Raw genomic sequence first — 26,524 nt, forward strand, 5'->3', positions numbered from 1 at the left:
ACGTCGGGAGGAAGGAGAGCCACGATGAGTGCAGCGACCGACGTGCCGGCTGCGGGCCTCGAGGGCGGATCGACCGCTCCCCGTCCCGACGGGCGACGGGGAAGGTCCACCCGCGCCGCCGAGGGTCGCCGACGAGGGGGCGACGGCGGACCGCCGAGGCCGCGGCCCGGCCGATGGAAGCGGACGCTGAAGCGGGACTGGTCGCTCTATGCGCTCGCGGTCCTGCCGCTCGTGTTCCTCGCGATCTTCCGGTACATGCCGATGCTCGGGAACGTCATCGCCTTCCGCAGGTTCCGGCCGGGAGGAAGCATCTTCGGCGAGGAGTGGGTGGGGTTCTTCTACATCGAGATGTTCATCAGGGACCCCGCGTTCTGGAACGTCTTCGCGAACACTGCCATCATCGGGATCATGACCCTGGTGGTCTGCTTCCCGCTTCCGATCATCCTCGCCCTCATGCTGAACGAGGTCCGGCGGAAGCATTTCAAGAAGATCGTGCAGTCGATCTCCTATCTTCCCCACTTCCTGTCGGTCGTGATCGTCGTCGGGATGCTTTTCCAGGTGCTGAGCCTGCAGGGAACGGTGAACCAGATCATCACCACCTTCGGTGGGGACGCCATCCCGTTCCTGCAGAGGCCCGAGTGGTTCCGCATCATCTATGTGGCCTCGGAGGCATGGCAGACCGTCGGTTGGGGCACGATCCTCTACCTCGCAGCGCTCACCGCGGTCGACGACTCCCTGTACGAGGCGGCCCGCATTGATGGCGCGAACCGGTTGCAGCAGACCTGGCACGTCACCGTCCCAGGCATCCGGCCGACGATGGTCACGCTGCTCATCCTGAACATCGGCTCGTTCCTGAACGTCGGGTTCGAGAAGGTGCTGCTGATGTACAACCCGATGACCTACTCGACCGGTGACGTCATCTCCACCTATCTGTACCGGGTGGGCCTGATGTCCAACAACCTGAGCTATGCCGCGGCCATCGGCCTGTTCCAGGCGATCATCGGGTTCGTCATGGTGATGGCGGCGAACTTCATCTCGAGACGATTGGTGGGGACGAGCCTGTGGTGATCGACGCTATACAACCCGACCTCGATGGACCGGGCTCGGCAGGCGGCGGTGCGGCCGGGCCGGGCAGGAGCGGACCGAAGGGCGCCCAGGGCGCCACCCGCATCAGGGACTCGCGCTCGTACCGGGTGTTCACGGTGGTCAACACCGTGTGCCTGCTCCTGCTGTGCGCGGTGATGCTCTACCCGTTCATCACGTTGATCGCGCAGTCCTTCAGCTCGTCGGGCGCCATCAACGCCGGCAAGGTGAGCCTCCTGCCGGTCGACTTCAACCTCGACACGTACCGGGCGGTCGCGCAGAACGGCTCGTTCTGGCGCAGCTACGGCAACACGGTCATGTACACCGTGATCGGCACGGCGATCGCGATGGTGCTGACCACGTCGTACGCCTTCGTCCTGTCCAAGAAGCACCTGCGAGGACGCGGCCTGCTCATCGGCATCGCCGTGTTCACGATGTTCTTCAACGGCGGCATCGTCCCCAACTACGTGCTGATCTCGTCGCTCGGCATGAAGAACACCATGTGGGCCGTGATCCTTCCGCCGGCGCTGTCTGTATTCAACCTGCTGGTGATGAAGGCCTTCTTCGAGAATCTGCCCACCGAGCTGGAGGAGGCGGCTCAGATCGATGGGCTCAGCTGGTTCGGGATCCTGTTCCGGGTCGTGCTCCCGCTGTCCAAGGCCGTCATCGCGACCATGGTGCTGTTCTACTCGGTGCAGTATTGGAACGACTGGTTCAGTGCGTTCCTCTACCTCGACAAGAACAACCTGTTCCCCGTCACTCTCTTCCTGCGCAACCTTATCGCCGGAGCGTCGACCGCGACCTCCGAAGGAGCTGCCGCTGCAGGGTCCAGCGTCAACGCGATCAGCGCGAACATCCAGTCCGTCACGATGATCCTCATCCTGATCCCGATCCTGTGCGTCTACCCGTTCGTGCAGCGCTACTTCGTCTCGGGCGTCATGCTCGGTTCGGTGAAGGGCTGAGCGAACCCGTCGACGGACGCCGACCGACGATCACAGGAGCGCCCGCCCCTCCCGATGCAATGCCAACGCATCGGAAGGGGCGGGCGCATCTGCGAGACCGAGGAACTCAGCGTCTCAGCGCCTCAGCGCTGCGCGAGCACCGGCACGCGGTCGGCGAGCCAGGTGAGCTGCCTGCGCTGATGGCGGGCCCCGCCGCCCTCGTGACCGTTGAAGGGGTAGACCTCGATCGTCCGGTCGCCCGAGCGGTCCCGGGTGCCGGCCGGTTCCCCGGCGCGGGCCGGGGCACCGGCCAGCTCCCCGTAGCGGTTGAAGGCCGCGAAGACGGTGGAGGGCGGGCAGGTGGTGTCGCGCAGGCCGACGGCGAACTGTGCGGGCGCTGCCGCCCGTCGGCCCAGGTGCAGGACATCGACGTAGGAGAGGGTGCGCATGACTTCCTCCTCGCGGCCCCGGTGCACGGCGAGATAGCGGACGATCTCCTGGTACGGCTCGGTGTCCACGAGGTCGATCGCCCGACGGATGTGGGCGAGGAAGGGGACCGTCGTCAGGAGCGCGTCGACGTCGGGCACGAGCGAGGCGGCGGCGATCGCGAGGCCTCCGCCCTGGCTGTTGCCGAGCGCGACCACCCGCCCGTCGGCCCCCGGGAGGGCGCGGGCCGCGTCGATCGCGCGCGCCGCATCGGTCAGCAGCCGGGTGAGGTAGGCGGTCTGCGGGGACTCGATGCCGCGGGTCATGACGCCCGGCACCGCGGGGCCGGAGCCGTGCGGGTCCGGGGTCGCGCCGGGTGCGTGCATGCCGCCCTGGCCGCGCGAGTCCATCAGCAGATGGGCGTACCCCGCGGCGGGCCAGAGGATCCGCTCATGGGGCTCGCCGCGTCCGCCGCCGTATCCGATGTACTCGACGACGACGGGCAGCTCCGCCGTCGTGCCCGCCGGGCGGTGGTACCAGGCGCGGATCGGATCGCCGCCGTGGCCCGCGAAGGTGACGTCCCAGGTGTCGATCAGGGCCATGCCGTCGTCGGCCGGTTCGACCGCGAGCAGCACCGGGTGGCGTCGGGCGTCGGCGAGCGTCTCCGCCCAGAAGGCGTCGAGGTCCTCGGGCTCATCGAGCTCGGGGCGGTACTCGCGCAGGGCGGACAGCGGCATGTCGAACAGGGCCATGGGCCTGCCTCCACGGTGTCGTGGAGCGCGATCCAGCGCCCCCCGGGGATGAGTGTGAAACCGGACTGAAACTTCCGTCGAGGTTCAGGGTATGGTGGTCTGAGTCGAGCGGTCAAGACGGCCGCCCCGGGGTACTGTTCCCCGGGTGAGCGCCGGTGCGGCGCACGGCCATGCGCCGCCGATGTCGGTGCCGACTCCGGGGAAGGGTGAGGACATGAGCGAGGACGCGCAGCGGCGGGACCGTGTCACCCTCAAGGACGTGGCGGAGAAGGCAGGGGTCTCGCTGGCCACCGCCTCCAAGGTGATGAACGCGCGGGCCGACGTGCGCGAGGAGACCCGCCGCACCGTCTCGCGGATCGCCGAGGAGCTCGGCTACCAGGCCAAGCGCCGCGAGCCCGAGCGGCGACCCACCGCCGTCATCCGCTTCGACACGCTGACCAGCACCTACGCGCTGCAGGTGCTCGAAGGGGCGGAGTCCGCGGCCCGGCGGGCCGGAGTCGACCTGATGGTCGTCAGCGCCGATGCAGCGGCCGACGAGGGGATCACCCGCGCCTGGATGGCCGACCTCGCCGCCCGCGGCGTCGAGGGCGTCATCGCCGTGACCAGCCGCATCGGTGCCGAGCATGCGCGCTGGAGCCGCGACCTCTCGCTGCCCCTGATCGCGATCGACCCGGTCGCCGTCGGCTCCGACACCAAGGGCGTCGTCTCCATCTCGGCGACCAACTGGGAGGGCGGCTGGACCGCGGTCGAGCGGCTGATCGAGCTCGGCCATGAGCGCATCGGCGTGCTCGCCGGCCCCGAGGAGTCCGTGCCCGCCCGGCAGCGCCTCCAGGGCTACATCTCCGCTCTCGCGCAGGCGTCCATCCCCGTCGACGACAGCCTCATCGTCCATGGCGGCTTCGACTACGAGGCCGGGCAGGTCGCCGCCGACCAGCTGCTGAGGCTGTCCGAGCCGCCGACGGCGATCTTCGCGGTCGCCGACACCCTCGGCGTGGGCGTCCTGCGCGCCGCCCGCACGCTCGGCGTCGACGTCCCCGGGGCTCTCAGCGTGATCAGCTTCGACGACACCATGATCGCCAGCTGGACGTATCCGCAGCTCAGCGCGGTGCGACAGCCGCTCTACTCGATGGGGCAGGTGGCCGTCGAGCGTCTGCTCGCCCTCTCCTCCGATCCGGGCCGCTTCGCCCACCCGTTCAAGCTCGAGACCCAGCTCATCGAGCGCGAGTCCACCGCCCCGGCGCCCTGACGTCTCGCCGCGCCCTGACGTGACGGACGCGCCCTGACGTGACGGATATGTGGCTGCGGCTTCCATCCATGGAAGCCGCAGCCACATATCCGTCACCGGCCTTCGTGACCGGCGCTGTCAGTCCGCGGGCGCGGGGCCGAGGCGCAGCTGCACGCTCAGCGGGGCCGACGTCGAGGCGGGGACCAGGAGGACGTCCCCGTCGGGCTCGTCGGTCGCCCCGAGGAAGGCATAGGCCTCCCCGGGCGCGTAGAAGGCACGGCCGCCGAGAGCTCCGGAGGCCGTGATCTCGAGGCGTTCGTCGACGCCCGTGTAGCTGCAGCTCGAGCTGCTGCGGCCGGCGCCCGACGGGTCGGAGCCGTCGAGGACGTCGGGGCCGTCGAGGATGCGGCGTCCGCGATCGTCGATCCGCAGGGCGGGTTCCGTGGCGAAGCGCCCGCCCTCGAGGGCGAGCAGGAGGCAGATCGGGGTCGTCGGCCCGTCGACGGCGATGCGCAGCGTGACCTCTCCGGGGCCGACCTCGACGCGCATCGACGTGCGCAGGGAGACCCGGTCGGCGTCGCGGCGGGAGAAGGCCATGGCGGCGGCGAAGCGGCCCTCGAACTCGAGGTCGTAGCGGCCGTCCCGGCTCAGGTCCGACGGTGCGAGCGGCTGGTAGCAGCCGTCGCCGACCTCCTCCTCCAGCGCATAGGCGAACCGGCCCTGAGGCGTCGCCGTGGGGTGCGGGGGACCGGGACGCAGCGGGCCGAGGTTGAAGAAGTCCCGCGAGAGCCGCAGGTCGCGCACCCCGATGCTGCTCCCGTGCAGCCGCAGGAGCGTCGGTCGGGAGGAGGCGCCGGAGACCACGCGACCCAGCGCGGCGGTGTCCGTCCCGCCGAGGAGGACGGCCGACGACGTCCCGTGGTCGACCCGGACCAGCCCCGAGTCCGCGAGCTCGACGACGTCGGGGGAGGACGGCAGGGGATCGTCGGCCGGCACGGGGAGCGGGCCGAGCGCCGCGGGATCCTCGACCGCCATCGCCGCGAGCGTGAGGCGGGCGTCGGCGTCAGCACGGGCTGCCGTGCGATGGGCGGCACGCGAGGTCAGCGGGTCGCCGGTGCGGGCGGCATGCGCGCGGAAGAGGGGATGCAGGGCGCCGCCGTCGAAGGGCGCGAACTGGTCCTGACGGCGCGAGGCGAGGGTCTCGACGAGCCCGTCGGAGCCGGTCAGCTGCGCCTGCACGCGGGTGGCGCGATCGGCGTCGGCGATCAGCTCCGGGCGCCCGAGGATCCGCCCGAGCGTCAGCAGCGACGGCACCGACACGTGCGCCGCATAGTTGGCGCTGCGCTCGGAGAACATGCCATCGGCCTGGAGGTCGACGCCTTCGGCGAGCCACTGCTCGGCGCGTCGGCGCACGGCGAGTCGGCAGGGGTCGTCCTCCGCACGGCCCTGCACGCCCTGCGCCTCCCACAGTCGCGCGAGCGCCGAGGCGATCTCCCAGCGATGGTTCGGGGTGTGCACGCCGCCCGTCACGAGCGCGGGGGCCACCGCTTCGAGGATCGCGTCCAGCGGGGCGCGGAGCGGCTGCCGTGCGTCGGCCGACGGCGCCTCCGCCCGGCCGAGCGCGACCCGGGCCCAGGCCAGGTCGTTGACCGTGAAGGCGGTGTCGGGAGGCGAGTCGACGTTATCGCCGCCGCGGAAGGTGCCCGAGGGGCCCTGCAGCTCGGCGAGGCGATCCAGTGCGGAGAGCGCGGCGGACAGCGCACGCGCCGCGGCGGCGTCGGACGGCTCCGAGAGCAGGAGCAGGACGGCGTCGCGGACCACCCGCCCGAGATCGCGATGCCCGCCATGGGTGATCGCCCGACGGGCCCGCGCGGGCAGGTCCCGATCCAGCGCGGCGAGATCCTCCGGTCCGACGGGTCCGTCAGCGCCGACATGCCCGACGGGGCCGACATGCCCGACGGCTCCGACGGGGCCGACGGGGGCAGGATCGGTGTGCGTCATCAGAGGAGAACCCTTCGCGTCGGTCGAGGTCAGTCCTTCAGCCCGGAGTTGATGTCCGAGCTCATGATCTGCCGACGGAACACCACGAACAGCGCGACCATCGGGATCAGGGAGATCACCGAGGCGCCCAGCAGCACCGACCAGTCGATGTTCTCGGCACCGACGATCGAGCGCAGTGCGATCTGCAGGGTGTACTTCTGCTGGTCGTTGAGGACCAGCAGGGGCCAGATGTAGTCGTTCCAGCGCCACTGGAAGGAGAAGATCGCGAGGACCGCGATGATCGGCTTCGCGATCGGCAGCATCAGGCGGAAGAAGATGCGGAACTCCCCGGCGCCGTCGATGCGCGCGGTCTCGAGCAGCTCGTCGGGGACCGTCGTGAAGAACTGGCGGAACATGAAGATGCCGGTCGCGGTGAGGATCGACGGGATGATGATGCCGGCCAGGGAGTTGTACAGCCCCAGCCCGAGGATCACGCTGAAGGTCGAGGGCATGATGACCTCGGTCGGCAGCATCGTCGTGGCGAGGATGCACAGGAAGAACGCCTGCACCCAGCGGTTCCGGTACTTCGCGAGGGCGAATCCGGTGCAGGCGCTCACGAACACCGTGAAGATCGTGGTGACGACAGCGACGATCGCGGTGTTCAGGAAGTATCGCTGGAAGTCGAAGCGGGACCAGGCGGTGGTGTAGCCGCTCAGGGTCCAGTTCTCCGGGAACAGCCGCAGCGGCCAGGTGAACAGCTCGCTGCCGGGCTTGAAGGAGCTCAGCAGGAACCAGGCGATGGGGATGAGGAACAGGAGAGCGAGGATCCAGGTGAGGGTCGTCGGCGCGACCCAGCGCAGGGACTTGGTGGTCAATCGAGGTCACTCCTGTCGAAACGGGTCTGGACCAGGGCGATGACCAGGAGGATCACCATCAGAACCGTCGACGCGGCGCTCGCGTAGCCGATCTTGGACTGCTCGAAGCCGGTCTTGTAGATGTACTGGACGATCAGCACGTTCGAGGTGCCCGGGCCGCCGCCGTTCAGCGCCTGGATCATCGCGAACTCCTTCATCGCGCCGATCGTGCCCAGCAGGATGACCATGAACGACGTCGGCCGCAGCAGCGGCCAGGTGACCCGCAGGAAGCGGGTGATGGGGCCCGCACCGTCGAGCGAGGCCGCCTCGAGGTAGGAGGTGGGGATGTTCCGGATCGCCGCCATGAACAGCAGCATGCTGAACGCGGTGCCGCCCCAGGAGCCCGCGAGTATCACGACGATCAGCGCCAGGTTCGGATCCGTCGCCCATCTCAGCGGATCCAGGCCCGAGCTCGAGATCAGGTAGTTCACCAGCCCGAAGTTCTCCCCGAACAGCCAGCGGAAGACGACGCCGGTGACGATGGGCGAGATCAGCCACGGGAAGAAGAAGATCACCTGCGCGACCGTCGACCCCTTCGTCTGCCGGGAGACCAGCAGGGCGCTGATCAGCAGCGTGACGCAGTATCCGAAGGGCACGGCGATGACCGTGTAGAGGAAGGTCCGCAGAAGGCTCGAATAGAAGTCCCCGTCGCCGAAGAGCGACGAGTAGTTCTCGATGCCGACGAACTCGGGCGTCCCGTAGCCGCGGTAGTCCGTGAAGGAGTACAGCAGACCGAGCCCTGCGGGGCCGACGAAGAACAGCAGGAACAGGACCATCGCCGGGAGCAGGAACACCAGGGCGACCAGGCCGCGGCGCCGACGCTCGCGCCGGGCGAGGGGCCGACGGGCCCCGGTGCCCGGGCGCGGGGCCGACGACCCCGCGCCCGAGGAGGATCGCTCCGATGCGTCGGCCGCACCCGGGGAGGAGGGCGCCGACCGGGCCTGGCACGACCGGGCTCGCGGAAGCTGCGGAGGATGCGTGGGCCATGGCTCAGGCGAGGCTCTCGTTGAGCTGCTCGAGGGCCTGGTCGACGACCTCCTCGGCGGTCAGGTCCCCGGCGATCGCCTGGACGGTCCCGTCGCGCAGGGGGTCGCCGTCGATCGGCGCCGCCGTCCCGGCGACCTGAAGCTGCAGCTCGCGCGCCTTGACCTCGCCGATGAAGGCGGGGGAGCCGGTGATCGCCGCGTTGTACAGGTCGAAGTCCTCCTGGCGCTCGTCGTAGGTGATCTCGACGTCCTGGGTGGCCGGCAGGAAGCCCGAGATCCGCGACAGCTCGGCGTAGTTCTCGGGCGTGTACAGCCACTTCACGAACTCGAGCGCCTGCTCCTCCTGCCCGGTGCCCTCGAAGACGACCACGTACGCGGCCGCCCCGAAGTTCGTCGCCTGCACGTCCTGAGCGGGCATGGGCACGCTGATCCACTCGAAGTCGGCGATGTTGTCGACGAAGTCCGCGATCTGCCAGGAGCCCGAGTAGTAGGCGGTGACTTGGCCGGTCTTGAACATGGCGTTGGGGTCCTCCTCCGAGAGCCACACCGAGCGGGGCATCGTCTCGTCGTCGTTCATCGCGACGAAGCGCTCGATCGCCGGTGCCGTGGCGCCGTCCGCCTCGTAGGCGGAGAGGTCCTCCGTCAGGGACAGGCGCTCCGAGCCGTTCTGGTACAGGAACGAGTTCAGGCGGTGGGAGCTGCGGTCCATCGTGAGCGAGAACTTCACGTCCCGGCCCTGTCCCGGCCCTGTCGCGGCCGGAACGGAGGCAGGTCAGTCGAGCGGGAGGTGCTGCGCGAGCCAGTTGACCTGGATGTGGTTCTGGAGCGCGGCGCCGCCCTCGTGGTTGTTGTAGGGGTAGACCTCGATCTGCTTGTCGGGGGAGGCGTCGGTCGCGCCCGCCCAGTGGTTGAAGGCCGCGAAGACCGTCGAGGGCGGGCAGGTCATGTCGCGCAGAGCCGCGGAGAAGAGTGTCGGGGCGGTGGCACGGCGGGCGTGGTGCACGACGTCGAGGTAGCGCAGGGTGTTCTCGACCTCCGCCTCGCGCCCCCGGTTGACCGCGAGATAGCGGACGATCTCCTGGTACGGGTCGCAGTCGGTGATGTCGATGGCGCGGCGGATCTGGCAGAGGAAGGGCACGTTCGCCATGGCGGCGTCGACGTCGGGGACCAGCCCGGCGGCGGCGACGGTGAGTCCGCCGCCCTGGCTGTTGCCCGTGACGGCGACGCGTCCGTCGAATCCGGGCAGGGCGCGGGCGGCGTCGACGGCGCGGGCAGCATCGGTCATCAGACGGGTCAGGTAGGAGGTCTCGGGGGACTCGATGCCACGGGTCATCGAGCCGGGTGCGGCGGGTCCGGAGCCGACGGGATCGGGGGTGTCTCCGCCGGAGCCCCAGCCGGATCCCTGGCCGCGGGTGTCCATGACGAGATGGGCGTAGCCGGCGGCGGGCCACACGAGATGCTCGAGGGGGAGGCTGCGTCCGCCGCCGTAGCCGATGTACTCCACGACCGTCGGCAGCTCGCCCTGGACGCCTGCGGGGCGCATGTACCAGGCGCGGATGGGGGCGCCGTCATGGCCGCCGAAGGTGACGTCCCAGGTGTCGACCGTGCGCAGGCCGGTCTCGACGGGGGTGAGGTCCCGGATGGTCTCGAAGCTGCGGGCGCGCTCGAGGGTGCCGATCCAGAAGGCGTCGAGATCGGTGGGCTCGTCGAGCTCGGGGAGGTAGGTGCGGAGCTCGGCGAGGGGCATGTCGAAGATGGCCATGGGCGGGCCTTTCTGCGGTGAAGAGGCAGGTGAGCGGGGTTCAGCGGAGTGCGGCGGGATGCAGGGGTGCGTCCCAGCAGGACGATGGCGAGGCCGGCCCGTCGATGACGGACCGGCCCCGATGACGGACGCCCGGGGGCGGGTGCCCTGAGGGTCAGGCGCCGCGGACGGCGGCGAGGACCTCGGACCCGGCGCGGGCGAACAGGCCCAGCGAGTGCACATCGTAGGTGCGGTTGACGTAGCGGCCGGACTCGCCGGCGTCGACGACCTCGCCGTCGAGCAGATGCACCCACTGACCGGCGGGCAGGTAGACGTCCACGGAGCCGTCGGCCTGGAAGACCGGGGCGACGACGACGTCGGCGCCCAGCATGTACTGGGTGTCGAGCGTGCGGGTCGCCGGATCCTCCGGGAACTGCATGACCATCGGGCGCATGACCGGGGCGCCCGTGCGGGAGGTCTCGGCGGAGGCCTCCAGCAGGTACGGCATGAGCTTCTGCTTGAGCTCGGTGAACTCGCGCATCACCTCGACGGCCTCGTCGTCGAACAGCCACGGCACCCGGTAGGAGTTCGAGCCGTGGAGGCGGGAGTGCGAGCTGAGCAGGCCGAAGGCGACCCAGCGCTTGAACAGGGTCGGATCCGGGGTGCCCTCGAAGCCGCCGATGTCATGGCTCCAGTAGCCGAAGCCCGAGGAGACCAGGGACAGGCCGCCGCGCAGCGACTGCGCCATGGCGACATAGGTGGACTCGCAGTCGCCGCCCCAGTGGATCGGGAAGCGCTGGCCGCCGGCCGTGGCGGAGCGGGCGAACAGGACGGCCTCGCCCTCGCCGCGGCGCTCCTCGAGCAGCTCGAAGACGACCTGGTTGTACTGCTGGGTGTAGAAGTTGTGCTCGCGCAGCGGATCCGAGCTGTCGTGCCAGACGATGCCCTCGGTGGGGATGCGCTCGCCGAAATCCGTCTTGAAGGCGTCGACGCCGTCGTCCAGCAGCGCGCCGAGCTTCTCCTGGAACCAGGCGCAGGCCTCGGGGTTCGTGAAGTCGACCAGGCCCATGCCGGCCTGCCAGAGGTCGGTCTGCCAGACCCCGCCGTCGGCCTTCCGCAGCAGGTAGCCCTTCTCGGCGCCCTCGGCGAACAGCACGGAGCGCTCGGCGATGTACGGGTTGATCCACACGCACACCTTCAGACCGCGCTCGTGGAGCTTGGCGATGAGCCCGCGGGGGTCCGGGAAGGTGCTCGGATCCCAGGTGAAGTCGGACCAGTGGAAGCCGCGCATCCAGAAGCAGTCGAAGTGGAAGACGCTCAGCGGGATGCCCCGCTCGGCCATGCCGTCGACGAACGACAGCACGGTGTCCTCGTCGTACTCGGTCGTGAAGGAGGTCGACAGCCACAGCCCGTAGGACCACTCGGGCAGCGCCGGCGGACGGCCCGAGCGGGCCGTGTAGCGGTCCAGGACCTCGAGCGGCGTGCCGCCGCCGTAGACCTCGTAGCGCAGGCGCTCGCCGAGGACGGAGAACTGGGTGGCGGACACGTTCTCGGAGCCGACCTCGAAGGAGACCGGGCCGGCGTCGTCCACGAGCACGCCGTATCCCCGGGAGGACAGGTAGAACGGGACGTTCTTGTAGGCCTGCTCGGAGTTGGTGCCGCCGTCGGCGTTCCAGATGTCCACGCTCTGGCCGTTCTTGACGAAGGCGCCGAAGCGCTCGCCGAGGCCGTAGATCTGCTCGCCGACGTCGAGGCCGAGCTGCTCGTGCACGTACGGGCCCTCGCCCTCGACCTGCGCATAGCCGATGGAGCGGGCGGTGGAGCTGGTCAGCACCCTGTCGTCCCACAGATAGTCGACCTGCCAAGGTCCTTCGAGGGCGATCCGCGCGGTCAGCCGGCCGGAGATGAAGGAGATCGTCGAACCGTCCTCGGCCTGCTCGACGACGGGGGAGGCGCCGCCGGTGGCCAGGTCGAAGCGCGGCGTCGGCTCGACGGCACCGGCCCAGTGCTCGATCCGGACGGCGATCACGTCCTCGCGCGGGGCGCTGAAGGCGACGCTGATGACCGGGGTGTTGAGGGTGTCGCCGCGCGTCTCGATCCGCTTGACCGGGGCGTGGACGACGAGCTCGTCGCCGCGCACCTGGTGGTCGTAGACGCCGGCGGGGCGGAGCATGGTGACCCCGTCGCGGATCAGCCAGTAGCCGTTGGTGAACTTCACAGGGACCTCCTGGGTCGCTTCGGGGGGATCAGGGGAGCTCGACGCGCAGACCGCGCAGGGCGGTGCGGCCGGTCAGGCGGACGCGGACGCGCCCGGTGGGCCGCCCCCCGTCGGAGGGGACGGTGTGCGGGAGCTCCAGAGCAGGAGCCGACGGGTCCGACGGGTCCGACGGGTCCGCCGGGTCGGTCGGGGTCGTCGGGTCGATGAGCACGGCGCCGTCCGTCGGACCGGCGGGTGCGGTCTCGAGGCCGACGACGACGGCACCGGCCGGGAGCACGAGGTCGGCGGTGCCGCCGACGGAGGGGACCCGGGCACGCAGCTCGGTGCCCTCCAGCAGCGAGGCGGCCGCGCGGGCGAGGCCGGCGAGCTCCTCGGCGCGAGCCGCCGGCACCAGCACCGTGCCGTCGGCCGGCTGCTGGGCACCAGCATCCGCGACCGCGTCCGCACCAGCATCCGCGACCGCTCGCTGCGCGTCCGTGCCGTCCTCGGTGCGCGAGGGCACGGGGCTCCAGGGGGCCGACGGAGGAAGCTGCACCTCATGAGCGCCGACAGTCTCGGCGCTCGATCGGGCCAGACGGATCGTGACCGGGCCGTCGGGGAGCTCCCAGGCGTCGAGGTCGGGGGCGAACAGCGCCAGACGCGCGAGGGGGATCTCGACGGTCACCTCCACCGGGCCCGCAGTCGTCCCAGCGGGGACCTCGAGGGACCGGAACCCGATCAGGCGGGTCGAGGGGACCTGATGGACCCGGCGCGAGAAGGACGAGGCGGGGACGTCGGCGTACACCTGGACGACCTCGTGCAGGGGACCGCCGGCGATGCGCTCGGCAGGTGCGCTGAGGGTGACGCGGGCGGTGAGGGCGGCGGGCGCGTCGGAGGGCGCGTCGGCCGTCTCCGAACCGGAGGGGCTGTCGGCCGGGGAGCCGACGATGAGCTCGACCGACGTGTCCGACCAGCGGACCCGGTCGTAGGAGAGGCCGTGGCCGAAGCCGAAGCGCGCGCTCTGGCCGTAGAGGTAGGTGGAGCCCGTGCCGATCACGTCGTAGTCGAGCAGCGAGGGCAGCGGGTCGGACGTCGGCCAGGTCTGGGCCAGGCGGCCGGAGAAGTCCCGCGCCCCGGTGAGCAGGTCGGCGAGGGCCTCGCCCTCCGCCTCGCCCGCATGGGAGGACCACACGACGGCGCCCACGCGCTCCTCGATGCCCTCGAGGTCGTACGGGTACGACGACGTGATGACCAGGACGGTCGCGACGTCGGCGGGCAGGGAGGCGAGGCGCTCCGCGGCGGCGCGGTCGGCGTCGGCCAGGCGCGCATGCGGCCGGTCCTCCGTCTCCCGTCCGTGCACGTGCGGGTCGTTGCCGACCACCAGCACCGCCGCCGCAGCGCCCGCGACCGCCTCGTCGACCGACGCCGCACCGTCCCGCACCACCAGGGCCTCGAGCTCCGCGGCGGAGGAGACCAGCGCGGAGCGCAGGACCAGCGCGCCGCTGTGATGCTCGACGCCGACATAGCGTCCGGATCCCGCATGCTGCAGACGCCAGACGCCGTCATCGGCGATCTCCCGGCGGAAGGTCTCCTGGGCGACCCAGCCGCCGACGCGGGACGCGGTCGCGACCAGCTGGCCCCGGTCATCGACCGTGACCAGCAGACCGGTGGAGACGTCCCGGAGCTCGACGACGCCCTCGCCGAGGTCGACGACCTCGAGCCGCAGCGGCTCCTCGCCGACGGCGGGGACGTCCGCGACGGGCCGATCGCAGCGCAGCGAGGAGTCCGCGGCCAGCAGCACCGTCTCCGGCGCCTCAGAGGAGGGGGAGCCGGCGTGGGAGCCGACGGCACCGGAGCCCGCAGCACGGGAGCCGAGCGTCCGCGCGCCGTCGACGCCGGGGACCGTCCCGTTGCGGCGCACGGCCAGGGTCACGATGTCGTTGCCGCTGGTCGCGCGCACGTCGGCGCCGCGCAGCGCGGTCAGGCCCTCGACGATCGAGGTGGTCGCGCGGAAGTCGCCGCTGTACCAGTCGCGCAGGACGTCGGAGGCCTGGTGGCCGATGACCGCGATCGGTCCGGACGGCAGCGGCAGCGCCCGCTCGTCGCGCCGGGAGAGCAGCACCGCCGAGCGGGTGGCGACCTCGCGGGCCAGCGCCCGACGGCCCTCGCGGCCCTCCGGGACGTCCAGGCGGTAGGAGCGGGAGGAGCTGTCCGAGGGGTCGCCCGGGGTGCCGTCGGCCGCGATCCGGTCGTCGAACTCGCCGGTGCGGGCCCGCGCGACGAGCTGGCGCACGACGGCGCGGTCGATGAGCTCCACGCCGATCAGGCCCTTCTCGAGGGCCTCCGTGACCGCGGCGACCGTCTCGGAGGAGTCGCGATCGTGATCGGTGAACGAGTCGACGCCCGCCTGCAGCATGGCCGCATAGGCCGAGGCCGCATCGGGGACGACCTTCTGCGAGCGGAACAGGTTCGAGGGCGCGCCGGCGTCGGAGACGACGAACAGCAGATCCGGGTCGGCCAGATGCGCGCGCAGCTGCGTCTCGAGCAGCTCGGTCAGGTGCGCCGGGCGCCCGTTGACGAGGTTGTAGGCGAGCATGACGGAGCCGGCGAGACCCCGGGCGACGGGCTCGACATAGCCCGGCAGCTCGTACTCGTGCAGAACGCGCGGGGAGAGCTCGGAGCTGGTGGCGGCGCGATCGGTCTCGTTGGAGTACGCGAGGAAGTGCTTGAGCGTCGGCACGGTCGCCCAGCTCTCGCCATCGCCCCGGAGGCCCGCCGCGAAGGCGGAGCCGAGCTCGGCGTTCAGCAGCGGGTCCTCGGTGTACGCCTCCTCGGTGCGGCCCCACAGGGGATGGCGCAGGGTGTTGACCACCGGCGCCCAGACGGTCAGGCTCACCCCGGCGGGATCCTCCGCATGCATCTCGCGGACCTCCTGGGCGACGACCGCCGCGGCCCGCCCCAGCAGCGCGGGATCCCAGCTCGCGGCCATGCCGGGCGGCTGCGGGAACTGCGTCGCCTCGCCCTTCCAGGCGACGCCGTGCACGCCCTCGGTGCCGGTCACGAAGGGGGCGATGCCCAGGCGCTCGACGCCCGCGGCGTTCTGGTGCAGCTGCCCGATCCTCTCGGAGACCGTCATCTCCTGGACGGTGCGGCGGGCCCATGCGAGGCGGCGCGCGTCGGCCGCATCGATCGGCGCGGCGACCGGAGCGGCGGCCGCATCGGCCGGAGCGGCGGCCGGAGACGCCGTCGGGACGGCGGCGGGGATGCCGGTCGTGTCCGCTGCGGAGGCGGCTGCCGAGGAATGCCGGACGTCAGAGGTCATCGTCGAGGATCCATTCGTCGCTGGACGGGGCATGCCGGGGCCCGGGGGCGCGGCACGAGCCGGGGACGGCCCTGTCAGGAGGGCTTCGTGCGGGGCGTCGGACCTGTCCGAGGGCGGAGGTCCGGCGTCGCCGAACTCTATCGAATCGCTTCGATGATCGCTAGTCAACCCGGCACCCGGACACGCACACCTCCGATGTTCCGGGCCGACGCCCCGACCGGCTCCCGGGAGTGCGTGCCACACTTCCCCCATGCCTCCGACGAACTCCTCCGAGCGCCCCGACCTCTCGACGGCCCCGCCGGTCGTCGCGCCGTCAGCGGAGGGGTCCCCCGCATGAGCCTCGACCTCGAGGGGCGCACGATCCAGGGGCTCAACAGCTTCGTCGGGTTCGTCCTGCTGAACGTGCTCTACCTGATCGCGTGCATCCCGATCGTCACGATCGGCGCCGCCACCAGCGCCCTGATCGAGGTGATGCTCCGCTTCGCCGACCATGAGCGCGGCCGTCCGCTGCTGGACTACCTCAAGGCCTTCCGGGGCAACCTCCGGCGCGCCACCCCCGCCTCGCTCGTCCTCGGCATCCCGCTGCTCGTGCTGCTGTTCGCCGCCCGCTTCTGGTACTCGCTCGGCGGCGCGGTCTCGCTGATCGCGCTGCTGGCCTGCCTGCTCGCGGCGGGGTACCTCTTCGCCGCGTTCCTGCACGCCATGGCGCTGGTCGCGGCCTTCGACGCCGGCTGGTGGCGCACCGTGAGGAACGCCCTCCTGCTGCCCGGCGCGGAGCCGCTGCGGACGATGGGGATCGTGCTGATCCCGCTGACCTGGCTCGCGATGATGATCATCATGCAGAGCTTCGTCTGGATCGTCCTGACGATCGGCTTCACCGTCGGCGCCTACCTCAGCGCCCTCATCTGGCGTCCCATGTTCCGGCGCTATGAGCCGGAGTACTGACCGGCGCACCGCTCGCCGCGCTCCTGGCCGTCCGCCCCCGGCGGTCGCCGCCGGCCCCGGTTCCGTCCGACTCAGCGGTCGCCTCTGCGGGCGCCGTCCGTCTCTGCGGTCGCTGTCGGCCTCTGCGGTCGCTGTCGGCTCCGGGAGCCGTCAGTCGACCGTCGATCTCTGTGTCCGTGCAGGTCAGGAGGTTGGGGTGACGCCACGAGGGAGTTGCCCGTCCGGCGGTGCGCCGCCACTGTGCCTAAACCGTTATCGAAGCGCTTCGTCGAAATCTTGACGCGAACCTCCGACCTCTTTAGTGTCTGGGGTTAACAAATGGTTGCGGGCGCTACGGTGCGCCCCCGCCGCGGCGAACGGCGAACACGGACCCACGAGGGAGTGCGGAGTGGACACTGCAGGATCCCCTGCCCATCGGGGTGTCGACCGAGGAGGCCGATACTGATGGCAGCACCCGTCAACGTCGAGGCGGTCGTCGCCTCGGAGAACGAGGGCGAGTCCCCCCGTCGGCGCCGCAAGGGCAGCGCCTCCGGGGGACGCACCCCCGCCTACCGGAAGCAGTCCTTCGGTCTGTTCCTGACCATCGTGCCCTTCCTGGTGCTCGTGTTCCTGTTCAGCTACTTCCCGCTCTACGGCTGGATCTACTCGCTGTTCGACTACCGGCCCGCGCGCGGCCTCTCCGGCAGCGAGTTCGTGGGCCTGCAGTGGTTCAAGATGCTGGTCAACTCGCCCACCCAGGTGCAGCAGATCGGCCAGGTCATGCTGAACACGCTGGCCATGAGCTTCCTCGGCATCGCCGCATCGGTCCTGCCGCTGGGCTTCGCGATCTTCCTCAACGAGATCAAGGCGACCTGGTTCAAGAACCTGGTGCAGACGATCACCACCCTCCCGAACTTCATCTCGTGGGTGCTGGTCTACATGATCGCCTTCTCGATGTTCTCGACCACCGGCATGGTCAACGGCCTGCTGGAGAACATCGGACTGATCAGCGAGCCGATCAAGTTCCTCGACAGCGAGGACCACACCTGGCTGAAGATGGCCGCCTGGGGCGTGTGGAAGTCCGTCGGCTGGGGCGCGATCATGTACCTCGCCGCCATCGCCGGCATCGACCAGTCGCTGTACGAGTCCGCCAAGATGGACGGCGCAGGCCGCTTCAAGACCATGTGGCACATCACCGTCCCGCAGCTGCTGCCGACCTACTTCGTGCTGCTGATGCTCGCGATCGCGAACATCCTCAACAACGGCATGGAGCAGTACTACGTCTTCCAGAACGCCTTCAACAAGGAGACCATCCAGGTTCTGGACCTGTACGTCTACAACATCGGCATGACCGGGAACAACCTGTCCCTGGCGACCGCCATCAGCATGCTCAAGAGCGTCATCTCGGTCGCCCTGCTGCTGTCGGTGAACGCCCTGTCCAAGCGCGTCCGCGGCGTCTCGCTGGTCTGACGGAGGAGATGACGATGACGACGACGACCATCCAGGGTCAGAACCAGGGCGGCGGCCCGTCCGCCGGTGCGAAGCCTGCGGGGCGGAAGCGGAAGATGCAGCGCGAGAGGGGCGACATCCCCTTCACCATCATCAACAGCCTGTTCTTCGTGCTCATGGCCTTCATCTGCGGCTACCCGTTCTACTACCTGATCATCAACTCGATCAGCGCGAACGACGTCTCCGCCCTCGGCGACATCCGATGGCTGCCCCAGGGCATGCACCTGGACAACTACCGCCAGGTGTTCCAGCTCGACGGGCTCACCACCGCCGCTGCGGTCTCCTTCGGCCGCACGGTCATCGGCACCGTCGCCACGGTGCTGGCCTCCGCCCACCTCGGCTTCATGTTCACCCAGAAGCGGCTGTGGAAGCGCGCTCTCTGGTACCGCGCGGTCATCATCACGATGTACTTCAACGCGGGCCTCATCCCCGTCTTCATCATCATGAAGACGCTGGGCCTGACCAACAGCTTCCTCGTCTACATCCTCCCGCTGGTGGTGCAGCCCTTCAACATCATCCTCGTCAAGACGTTCGTCGAGTCGATGCCGGAGGAGCTGCAGGAGGCGGCCGAGATGGACGGCGCAGGGATCCTCTCGATCTTCTTCCGGATCTACCTGCCGAACATGACGCCGATCCTGGCGACCATCGCGATCTTCTCCGCGGTGACCCAGTGGAACAGCTTCCAGGACACCCTGATCTACATCACCGATCAGAGCCTCTACACCCTGCAGTTCCTGCTCTACATGTACATCAATCAGGCCGACAGCCTGGCGCAGGCCGCCCAGCAGGCGGGCGGCAACCTCAGCGGCGTCGCCGCCGCCGCCACGCAGCAGACTGCCACGTCGATCCGGACCACGGTCGCGGTCGTCGTCGTCCTCCCGATCCTGTTCGTCTACCCGTTGTTCCAGCGTTACTTCGTCAAGGGCATCATGCTCGGCGCCGTCAAGGGCTGAGGGCCCGCTCCACGAAAGGAAGCACCATGACTCTTCTCAACGATGAGAACCCGCTCCGTCGTCCTTCGCGGCGATCGCTGCTCGGCGGCGGGCTGAGCCTGACCCTCGCGGGCCTGGGCCTGAGCGCCTGCTCCGGGGGCGACGACGCCGTGACCGCGGAGGAGGCCGGCCCGTTCCCCGAGAGCTGGGACGACGCCGACGCCTGGACCATGGACGTGTTCGACGGCCTGGCCAACCAGATGGGCGAGCAGCCCGGCTGGTTCGGGCACATGATCGACCAGAACTTCAACGCGACGCTGAACGTCATCGCCCCGAACGTCGCCGGCGGCGGCGACACCCTGTACAACACCCGCGTGGCCGCCGGGAACCTCGGCGACATGATCATCACCGACGTCGGCGAGCGCTCCGACGAGCTCGTCGAGGGCGGTCTGCTCGCCGACCTCTCCGGCTACTACGCCAACATGGAGAACGCTCCCCGGTTCGACGCGGCGGTCCAGCACATCAACGAGGGCTACGACGGCATCTACGTGCTGCCGACGCAGGTCTCCGAGATCCCGCCCACCGAGCCCAGCGAGGGCATCGACCCGACCTTCGGGCCGTTCCTGCGGTGGGACCTCTACAAGGAGGTCGGATACCCGGAGATCGGCACCCTCGAGGACCTGCTGCCCGTCCTCAAGGACATGCAGGACGCCCAGCCCACCGCGGAGAACGGCAAGAAGGTCTACGGCCTGTCGCTGTTCGCCGACTGGGACGGCAACATGATGAACAACGCGAAGCAGCCCACCTGCTTCTACGGCTACGACGAGCTCGGCTTCGTCCTCGCCCGCAACGACGGCTCCGACTTCCAGTCGATCCTCGACGCCGACGGCGAGTACGTGCGCGTGCTGCGCTGGTTCTACGAGGCGAACCAGCTGGGCATCGTCGACCCCGAGTCGACCACCCAGAACTACGACACCCTGTACGCGAAGATGCAGGCCGGCCAGGTGCTGTTCTCCTTCTGGCCCTGGCAGGGCCAGTCGGCCTTCAACACCGAGGCCAACATGGCCGACGGCAAGGGCTTCATGCTCGCCCCGCTCGCGGACATGAACATCTTCTCCTACGGCGCCTCCATCTACGGCGGCTCGCAGGTCTTCGCCGTCGGCTCCGGCGCGCAGGACCCGCAGCGCGCGGCCGCCCTGATCGACTGGCTGTTCTCGCCCGACGGCGTGAACGCCAACTCGAGCCAGACCATGGGTGCCGCCGGTCCGCAGGGCCTCACCTGGGACCTGAACGACGACGGCCTCCCGGAGCTGACCGAGTTCGGCCGCAAGGCGCTGCTCAGCGGCGACGCCGTCACCGTCCCCGACGAGTGGGGCGGCGGCAACTACCTCGACGGCGTCTCCTGGCTGAACGTCACCTCCGTGCTCGGCAACGACGTCAACCCCGACACCGGCTACCCCTACAACTACAAGATGTGGGACACCTACCTCGCCGAGGTGGCCAACCCGCTGACCGAGGACTGGGCCGACCAGATGGGCGGCGCGCAGACCACCATGGAGTACCTGACCGCCAACGACAAGCTCGCGGTCGCCCCGGGGGCCTCCTACGTGGCGCCCGAGGACTCCTCCGAGATCGAGACCATCCGCAACCAGGTCAAGTCCGAGATCGTCACGGCCTCCTGGAAGATGGCCTTCGCCTCGAGCGAGAGCGAGTTCGAGTCGCTGCTCGAGTCCCTGCAGTCCACCGCCGACGGTCTCGGCTACGAGAAGGTCCTCGAGGTCGACATGCAGAACGCCAAGGACCAGGACGCCCTCCGCCAGGAGGTCGCCGAGCAGTACGGCTGACGCCGCTCCCGGGAACGGCCGCCTCATCGGGGCGGCCGTGTCCCGGGCATGAACGGGCACGCGTGAATGGATGCGCGTGATCGGTCGCGCGTGAACGGATGCGTGTGAACGGAGATGTCCGGCGCTGTCCGGCGCTGATCTTCGGCGCGGTGCGGCACCATCGATCGCGGTGCGGAGGCCCGTGCTGCCCTGGCCCGGCCTGAGTTGACCTGCCCTGCCTCGCCCCGCGCTCAGCGCCGTGTGGTGTCGCGGTCGACGAAGCGGGGGCTCAGCAGGCGGGAGTGCGGAGTCGTCGCGGGATCGGCGAGCTGCTCGAGGAGCATGGTCACCGCGCTGCGCCCGATCGTCGCGATGGGGAGGTCGACGCCGGAGACCTCCCAGGGTCCGTTGACGGCGACGTCCTGCGGGGCGATCGCTGCGATCTGCACGTCCTCGGGGACCTGGACACCGAGGGCGGCGACGGCGCGACCCAGGTGAGGGAGGGCGGGCTCGTGGTGGACGAGCAGGCCGTCGAACCGGTGCCCGTCCAGCAGCTCGTCGCGCACGAGGGCGGAGGCGTCGTCGGGCGTCGCCCCGATCTCGAGGACATGCTCCTCGATGCCCAGCTCCCGACAGGCCATCGCATAGCCCAGGCGGGCCCGGCGCGCATAGGTGGGGACGCGGCCGTCGTCGGACGGGGGAGAGGTGACCATGGCGATGCGCTCCGCACCGCGGGCACGCAGCTCGGCCACCGAGATCTGTGCGCCGAGCAGGAAGTCGAAGTCGACGCGCGCGAGGCCTCCGGAGGCCTGCGGGTAGCCGATCAGCACGACCGGACGGGTGAGCTTTGCGAGCGATGCGACCCGAGGATCGTCCTCGACGAGGTCCATCACGATCATCGCGTCGACCTTGCCCTCGTCGACGACGCGCAGCGTGCGCGCATGATCCTCGGCGGCGACCAGCAGGATGTCGTAGTCGTGCTCATGGGCGGCGGCGAGGATCGAGCTGACGAACTCCATGATGACGTGGTCATCCACGGCCTCGCGCTGAGGGACAGCCACACCCAGCAGGGACGTCCGCTGCAGGGCGAGGGCGCGGGCGGCGGCGGTCGGGTGGTACTCGAGGCGCTCGATCGCCGCCTGCACCCGCTTGCGGGTGCTCTCCGAGATCGGGCGCTTGCCGCTGAGGGCGTAGCTCACGGTGCTGAGGGAGACCCCTGCCTCGCGGGCGATGTCGGTCATCGTGGCCATCGTGCGTTCCTGTCGCTCCTCCGGGGCGATCCCGGGATGCTTCGTCGTCGGGAGCGGCCGGGGCCGCGATCCTGTCGCCCCCGATGCGGGGCCTCGTCATCGTGGGCTCTCCCATTGTGACCCCTCTCTGCGCCGACCAGGGCGGCCGCCCGTGATCCGTCGGCCGGGGCGCGGGGTCCGTCGGCCGGGGCGCGGGGTCCGTCAGCCGGGGCGCGGGATCCAGCTGCCGGGGGCGTCGAACACGGGCTGCAGGGCCGCGCGGGCGGCGCCGCGCAGGGCGGGGTCCGCCAGACCGTCGGAGCGCTCGACGATCACGGGCCCGGCGTCGGTCGCGAGCGCATGCGCCTCGACGGTCGTCTGCACGACGGGACCGAGCTCGTCGGCGATCGGTGCGAGGTAGCCCGAGAGCACGACCGTGGACAGGTCCAGCACGTTCAGGGCATTCGCGATCGCCAGGCCCAGGGAGCGGCCGATCATGCCGATCACCTCGGCGCGGTCGGAGCTGCGGGAGAGCTCCTCGACAAGATCCTCGATGCGCACGTCGGGCCCGAGGCCCGCCCGTTCGAGCAGCGAGTGGTACGAGATGTAGGCCTCGAGGCAGCCGCGCCGGCCGCATCGGCAGCGGGCGCCGTCGGGCTCGACGACCATGTGCCCGAACTCCCCGGCCCAGCCGTGGACCCCCTCGAGGAGGGCGCCCTCGAGCACGACCGCGCCGCCGACGCCGGTCGAGCCGCGGACGTAGACGAAGGACTCCCCGGGGCGCATGTCGATCTCGGTCAGGACGCTCAGACGGTTGTCGTTCTGCGCTCGCACCGGCCAGTCGTGGGCGCCCAGGCGCTCGGTGAGCTGCTCGTCGAGCCGTCCGACGAACGGGACCTCGGTCCAGTCGAGGTTCGGGGCCGAGAGGACGCGGCCGTCGTCGGGAGCGATGCGTCCCGGGATGGCGGCGACGACGCCGACGACAGGCAGGTCCCGTCCGGCGACGTCGCAGGCCTCCGTGCGGACCTCCTGGACGAGGCGCGCGGCGAGCGCGATCGCCTCGTCGGCCGACGACGATGTCACCCGCAGGTACTCCGTCCGACGGGCGAGCGTGCCGCCCGCGAGGTCGATGCCCAGGCAGGAGGCGTGGTCGGCGGCGACCTCGAGGCCGATCGCCAGCAGCGTCCCCGCGGCCGGCTGCAGCGGCACCATCGGGCGTCCCGCGCCGCCCGAGATGGGCGTGCCCTCCTGCACGAGACCCGCGTCGACCAGCTCCTCGACGAGCTTGGAGACGGTGGGCTTGGTCAGCCGCGTCATCTTCGCCAGTCCGGCCCGCGAGGTCGGGATGGCGCCGGGGGAGGAGGCGGAGGCGAGCGCCGTGAGGATCGCCGAGAGGTTGTGCTCGCGCAGATGCGTGGACTGCATGGCGGGGGAGCCTCCTTGTGCTCGGCGGCGGTGCAGGGCCAGGGGACGGGCTGACGGACGGGGCCGACGGGCGGGGCCGACGGACGGGATGGGTGGGATGGGTCGGCGGACGGGGCCGACGGACGGGGAGCGGGACTTGTGCGGGACAGCTTCCCACGTCTAGATTAGTAACGGAAACTTACTAACGGTTCCGTCGTGTCGGCGGGGCCCGGACGGTCGGTCGGCGCGGATCAGCTCCGTCGTCGGCCTGCCGATCTCCATGACGATCCGATGAAGGAGCGCTCACCATGACCGCACCCACCCCCACCCGCGACGACAAGTTCTCCTTCGGCCTGTGGACCACCGGCTGGGAGGCCCGCGACCAGTTCGGCCTCGCCAGCCGACCCGCCCTGGACCTCACCGCCCACATCCGCAGGCTCGCCGAGCTCGGCGCCTGGGGCTTCACCTTCCACGACAACGACGTCGTCCCCTTCGACGCGTCCCCCGCCGAGCGCGAGCGCATCCTCTCCGAGCTGAAGAAGGTCACCGAGGAGACCGGCCTCGTGATCGAGATGGTCACGACCGACACCTTCGCCCACCCCGTCTTCAAGGACGGCGCCTTCACCTCCAACGACCGCTCCGTGCGCCGCTTCGGACTGCGCAAGGTGCTCGCCAACGTGGACCTCGCCGCTGAGCTGGGCGCGACCACCTTCGTCATGTGGGGCGGCCGCGAGGGCTCCGAGTACGACGGCTCGAAGGACCTGCTCGCCGCCCACCAGCGCTACGCCGAGGGCATCGACACCGTCGCCGGCTACATCAAGGACAAGGGCTACGACCTGCGCATCGGCCTCGAGCCGAAGCCGAACGAGCCCCGCGGCAACATCTTCCTGCCGACCGTCGGCCACGCCCTGGCCTTCATCGAGCAGCTCGAGCACGGCGACATCGTCGGCATCAACCCGGAGACGGGCCACGAGCAGATGGCCACCCTCAACTACACCCACGGCCTCGCCCAGGCCCTGTGGGCCGACAAGCTGTTCCACATCGACCTCAACGGCCAGCACGGCCCGATGTACGACCAGGACCTCGTGTTCGGCCACGGCGACCTCATCAGCGCCTTCTTCACCGTCGACCTGCTCGAGAACGGCTTCCCGTCGAAGCCCGGCGCCTACCAGGGCGCCCGCCACTTCGACTACAAGCCCTCCCGCACCGAGCACGAGAAGGGCCAGTACGACTCCGCGGCCGCGAACATGGAGATGTACCTGATGCTCAAGGAGCGCGCGGTCGCCTACCGCCAGGACCCCGAGGTCCAGGAGGCCCTGAAGTACTCGGGCATCGAGGACCTCGCCCAGCCGACCCTCGCCGAGGGCGAGACGGTCGCCGACCTGCTCGCGGACCGCTCCTCCTACGAGGACTTCGACGCCGACAAGGCCGGCGAGCGCAACTACGGCTTCGTCCGCCTGCACCAGCTCGCCCTGCAGCACCTCCTCGGCTTCCGCGCCTGAGACCGCCCCTAGGGGTCGGGGCGGGAGCTTGCTCCCCTCGGCCCAGCGGTGACGGATATGTGGCTCTCGCTTCCACTGATGGAAGCGAGAGCCACATATCCGTCGTCGAGACCGCCGTCCTCGGCATCCTTGCCCCGCTCCTCGCCTCGTCGTCGGCCCCCGCCCACCAGTTCGAAAGGACGCCCTGATGGCTCCCGCAGTCCTCGGCATCGACTCCTCCACCCAGTCCACCAAGGCCCTCCTGGTCGACTCCGAGACCGGTGCCGTCCTCGACGAGCGCCGCGCCTCCCACCCCGACGGCACCGAGGTCGATCCCCGCGCCTGGCTCGCAGCGGTCGACGACGCCGCCGGTCCCTTCCTCGAGAAGGCCGACGCCATCGCCGTCGGAGGCCAGCAGCACGGCATGGTCCTGCTCGACGAGGACGGGGAGGTCGTCCGCGATGCGCTGCTGTGGAACGACACGCGATCCGCGCCGCAGGCCGCCGCCCTCATCGAGGAGATGGGCGGACCCGAGGCGAGCGTCGCCGAGATCGGCAGCCTCATGGTCGCCTCCTTCACCGCCTCCAAGCTGAGGTGGGTGCGCGACAGCGAGCCCGAGAGCGCCGCCCGTGCCCGCTCCGTGCTGCTGCCCCACGACTACGTCTCCCTCCACCTCGCCGAGCAGGGCACCACCGCCTTCACCGACCGCGGCGACGCCTCCGGCACCGCCTACTACTCCACCCGCGAGGAGGCCTGGAAGCCCGAGCTCGTCGAGCTCGCCCTCGGCCGCAGCCTTGACCTGCCGCGCCTGCCGAAGGCTCCCCAGGAGGTCATGGCCCGCACCGCCACCGGTGCCGCGATCGCCGCCGGAACCGGCGACAACATGGGCGCCGCCCTCGGCCTCTCCCTCGGCCCCGGCGACGTGTCCGTCTCCATCGGAACCTCGGGCGTCTGCGCGATGGTGACCGACGAACGACCCGGGGACGCGACCGGGACCGTCACCGGCTTCGCCGACGCGACCGGCCGCTTCCTCCCGATGACCACCACCATCAACGCCTCCCGCATCCTCGAGGCGGCCCGCACCCTGCTGGGCGTGGACCATGACGAGCTCTCCCGCCTCGCGCTCGGGAGCGTGCCCGGCGCCAACGGCGTGGCGCTGCTGCCCTACTTCGACGGCGAGCGCACCCCGAACCGGCCCGACGCCCGGGCGACCCTCACCGGCATGAGCACCTCGACCACGCGCGAGGACATCGCCCGCGCCTATGTCGAGGGCCTGCTGTGCTCCCTCGCCGACGGCATCGCCGCCCTCGAGGAGACCACCGGCACCGAACCCGCCCGCATCACCCTCATCGGAGGTGCGGCCCGCAGCCGTGCCGTCCAGGAGCTCGCCCCCGGGATCTTCGGCCGCGAGGTCACGATCGCCCCGGCCGGCGAGTACGTCGCCCTCGGTGCCGCCCGCCAGGCGGCCTGGGCCCTCACCGGGAGCGACGAACCCCCGGTCTGGGAGATCTCCGGCTCGCGCATCGTCGGCGGCTCTGCGACTCCGCAGGTCCTCGAGGCCTACCGCGAGCTGAAGGGCCGCACCGAGGGCTGGTGAGGGCTGGGACTGGTGCGTGGCCCGCGGTCGGTGTGGGCTGCGCTCGGTAGGTGTGTCC

At 70.4% G+C, this 26,524-nt stretch carries 19 protein-coding genes; 9 read left to right on the top strand and 10 right to left on the bottom strand.

The genetic code is table 11. The features are described from left to right. The first annotated feature begins 24 nt into the window (after positions 1–24). Complete coding sequence (locus ACZ5AJ_RS14685) at positions 25–1,068, top strand: ABC transporter permease (RefSeq protein WP_464135781.1); 1,044 nt, start codon at positions 25–27, stop codon at positions 1,066–1,068. A gap of 101 nt (positions 1,069–1,169) precedes the next feature. After that, positions 1,170–2,045, top strand: a complete 876-nt coding sequence (locus ACZ5AJ_RS14690) for a carbohydrate ABC transporter permease (protein ID WP_464138781.1) — start codon at positions 1,170–1,172, stop codon at positions 2,043–2,045. A gap of 122 nt (positions 2,046–2,167) precedes the next feature. On the opposite strand, the gene ACZ5AJ_RS14695 is transcribed toward ACZ5AJ_RS14690, so the two are convergent. Beyond that, positions 2,168–3,202, bottom strand: coding sequence for an acetylxylan esterase (locus ACZ5AJ_RS14695; protein ID WP_464135782.1), 1,035 nt, complete (start codon positions 3,200–3,202; stop codon positions 2,168–2,170). Between the two features lie 214 nt (positions 3,203–3,416). On the opposite strand from ACZ5AJ_RS14695, the gene ACZ5AJ_RS14700 reads away from it, so the two are divergent. Continuing rightward, on the top strand, positions 3,417–4,448 hold the full coding sequence (locus ACZ5AJ_RS14700) for a LacI family DNA-binding transcriptional regulator (protein ID WP_464135783.1): 1,032 nt from the start codon (positions 3,417–3,419) through the stop codon (positions 4,446–4,448). Between the two features lie 117 nt (positions 4,449–4,565). On the opposite strand, the gene ACZ5AJ_RS14705 is transcribed toward ACZ5AJ_RS14700, so the two are convergent. The 7 genes from ACZ5AJ_RS14705 to ACZ5AJ_RS14735 all read right to left on the bottom strand — a co-directional run bounded on the left by ACZ5AJ_RS14705 (position 4,566) and on the right by ACZ5AJ_RS14735 (position 15,567). After that, complete coding sequence (locus ACZ5AJ_RS14705) at positions 4,566–6,428, bottom strand: hypothetical protein (RefSeq protein ID WP_464135784.1); 1,863 nt, start codon at positions 6,426–6,428, stop codon at positions 4,566–4,568. Between the two features lie 29 nt (positions 6,429–6,457). Next, the gene (locus ACZ5AJ_RS14710; RefSeq protein WP_464135785.1) at positions 6,458–7,282 is read right to left on the bottom strand and encodes a carbohydrate ABC transporter permease; all 825 of its coding nucleotides are present in this window, start codon (positions 7,280–7,282) and stop codon (positions 6,458–6,460) included. Continuing rightward, the gene (locus ACZ5AJ_RS14715; protein WP_464135786.1) at positions 7,279–8,115 is read right to left on the bottom strand and encodes a carbohydrate ABC transporter permease; all 837 of its coding nucleotides are present in this window, start codon (positions 8,113–8,115) and stop codon (positions 7,279–7,281) included. The genes ACZ5AJ_RS14710 and ACZ5AJ_RS14715 overlap by 4 nt, the downstream gene beginning before the upstream one ends. A gap of 196 nt (positions 8,116–8,311) precedes the next feature. Then, positions 8,312–9,034, bottom strand: coding sequence for an extracellular solute-binding protein (locus tag ACZ5AJ_RS14720; protein WP_464135787.1), 723 nt, complete (start codon positions 9,032–9,034; stop codon positions 8,312–8,314). 45 nt (positions 9,035–9,079) lie between these two features. Further along, on the bottom strand, positions 9,080–10,069 hold the full coding sequence (locus ACZ5AJ_RS14725; RefSeq protein WP_464135788.1) for an acetylxylan esterase: 990 nt from the start codon (positions 10,067–10,069) through the stop codon (positions 9,080–9,082). Positions 10,070–10,223: 154 nt separating this feature from the next. Then, positions 10,224–12,266 carry an alpha-xylosidase gene (gene yicI, locus ACZ5AJ_RS14730; protein WP_464135789.1) on the bottom strand — a complete coding sequence of 681 codons (2,043 nt, stop codon included), beginning with the start codon at positions 12,264–12,266 and terminating at the stop codon, positions 10,224–10,226. A gap of 28 nt (positions 12,267–12,294) precedes the next feature. Further along, the gene (locus ACZ5AJ_RS14735) at positions 12,295–15,567 is read right to left on the bottom strand and encodes a glycoside hydrolase family 3 N-terminal domain-containing protein (RefSeq protein ID WP_464135790.1); all 3,273 of its coding nucleotides are present in this window, start codon (positions 15,565–15,567) and stop codon (positions 12,295–12,297) included. A 333-nt stretch (positions 15,568–15,900) separates the two neighbouring features. Here ACZ5AJ_RS14735 and ACZ5AJ_RS14740 point away from each other — a divergent pair, with 333 nt between their 5' ends. The 4 genes from ACZ5AJ_RS14740 to ACZ5AJ_RS14755 all read left to right on the top strand — a co-directional run bounded on the left by ACZ5AJ_RS14740 (position 15,901) and on the right by ACZ5AJ_RS14755 (position 20,776). Next, on the top strand, positions 15,901–16,512 hold the full coding sequence (locus ACZ5AJ_RS14740) for a DUF624 domain-containing protein (protein WP_464135791.1): 612 nt from the start codon (positions 15,901–15,903) through the stop codon (positions 16,510–16,512). Between the two features lie 444 nt (positions 16,513–16,956). After that, entirely contained in the window at positions 16,957–17,961 is a 1,005-nt protein-coding gene (locus ACZ5AJ_RS14745; protein WP_464135792.1) for an ABC transporter permease, read from the top strand. Positions 17,962–17,975: 14 nt separating this feature from the next. Beyond that, a complete protein-coding gene (locus tag ACZ5AJ_RS14750) occupies positions 17,976–18,953 on the top strand; it encodes a carbohydrate ABC transporter permease (RefSeq protein ID WP_464135793.1) in 978 nt (325 codons plus the stop codon). 26 nt (positions 18,954–18,979) lie between these two features. Continuing rightward, positions 18,980–20,776 (top strand): type 2 periplasmic-binding domain-containing protein, encoded by a 1,797-nt coding sequence (locus ACZ5AJ_RS14755; protein WP_464135794.1) that lies wholly within the window; start codon positions 18,980–18,982, stop codon positions 20,774–20,776. A gap of 230 nt (positions 20,777–21,006) precedes the next feature. Here the strand turns inward: ACZ5AJ_RS14755 and ACZ5AJ_RS14760 are convergent, their stop codons facing one another. Both ACZ5AJ_RS14760 and ACZ5AJ_RS14765 read right to left on the bottom strand, forming a co-directional pair. Beyond that, positions 21,007–22,005 carry a LacI family DNA-binding transcriptional regulator gene (locus ACZ5AJ_RS14760; protein ID WP_464135796.1) on the bottom strand — a complete coding sequence of 333 codons (999 nt, stop codon included), beginning with the start codon at positions 22,003–22,005 and terminating at the stop codon, positions 21,007–21,009. A gap of 201 nt (positions 22,006–22,206) precedes the next feature. Further along, on the bottom strand, positions 22,207–23,409 hold the full coding sequence (locus tag ACZ5AJ_RS14765; RefSeq protein WP_464135797.1) for an ROK family protein: 1,203 nt from the start codon (positions 23,407–23,409) through the stop codon (positions 22,207–22,209). Positions 23,410–23,696: 287 nt separating this feature from the next. Between ACZ5AJ_RS14765 and xylA the strand changes: the two genes are divergently transcribed. Together xylA and xylB are read left to right on the top strand one after the other, a co-directional pair. Next, positions 23,697–24,890, top strand: coding sequence for a xylose isomerase (gene xylA, locus ACZ5AJ_RS14770; RefSeq protein ID WP_464135798.1), 1,194 nt, complete (start codon positions 23,697–23,699; stop codon positions 24,888–24,890). Between the two features lie 187 nt (positions 24,891–25,077). Then, entirely contained in the window at positions 25,078–26,466 is a 1,389-nt protein-coding gene (gene xylB / locus ACZ5AJ_RS14775) for a xylulokinase (protein ID WP_464135799.1), read from the top strand. Positions 26,467–26,524 lie beyond the last annotated feature (58 nt).

It is taken from the genome of Brachybacterium zhongshanense (assembly GCF_055385755.1).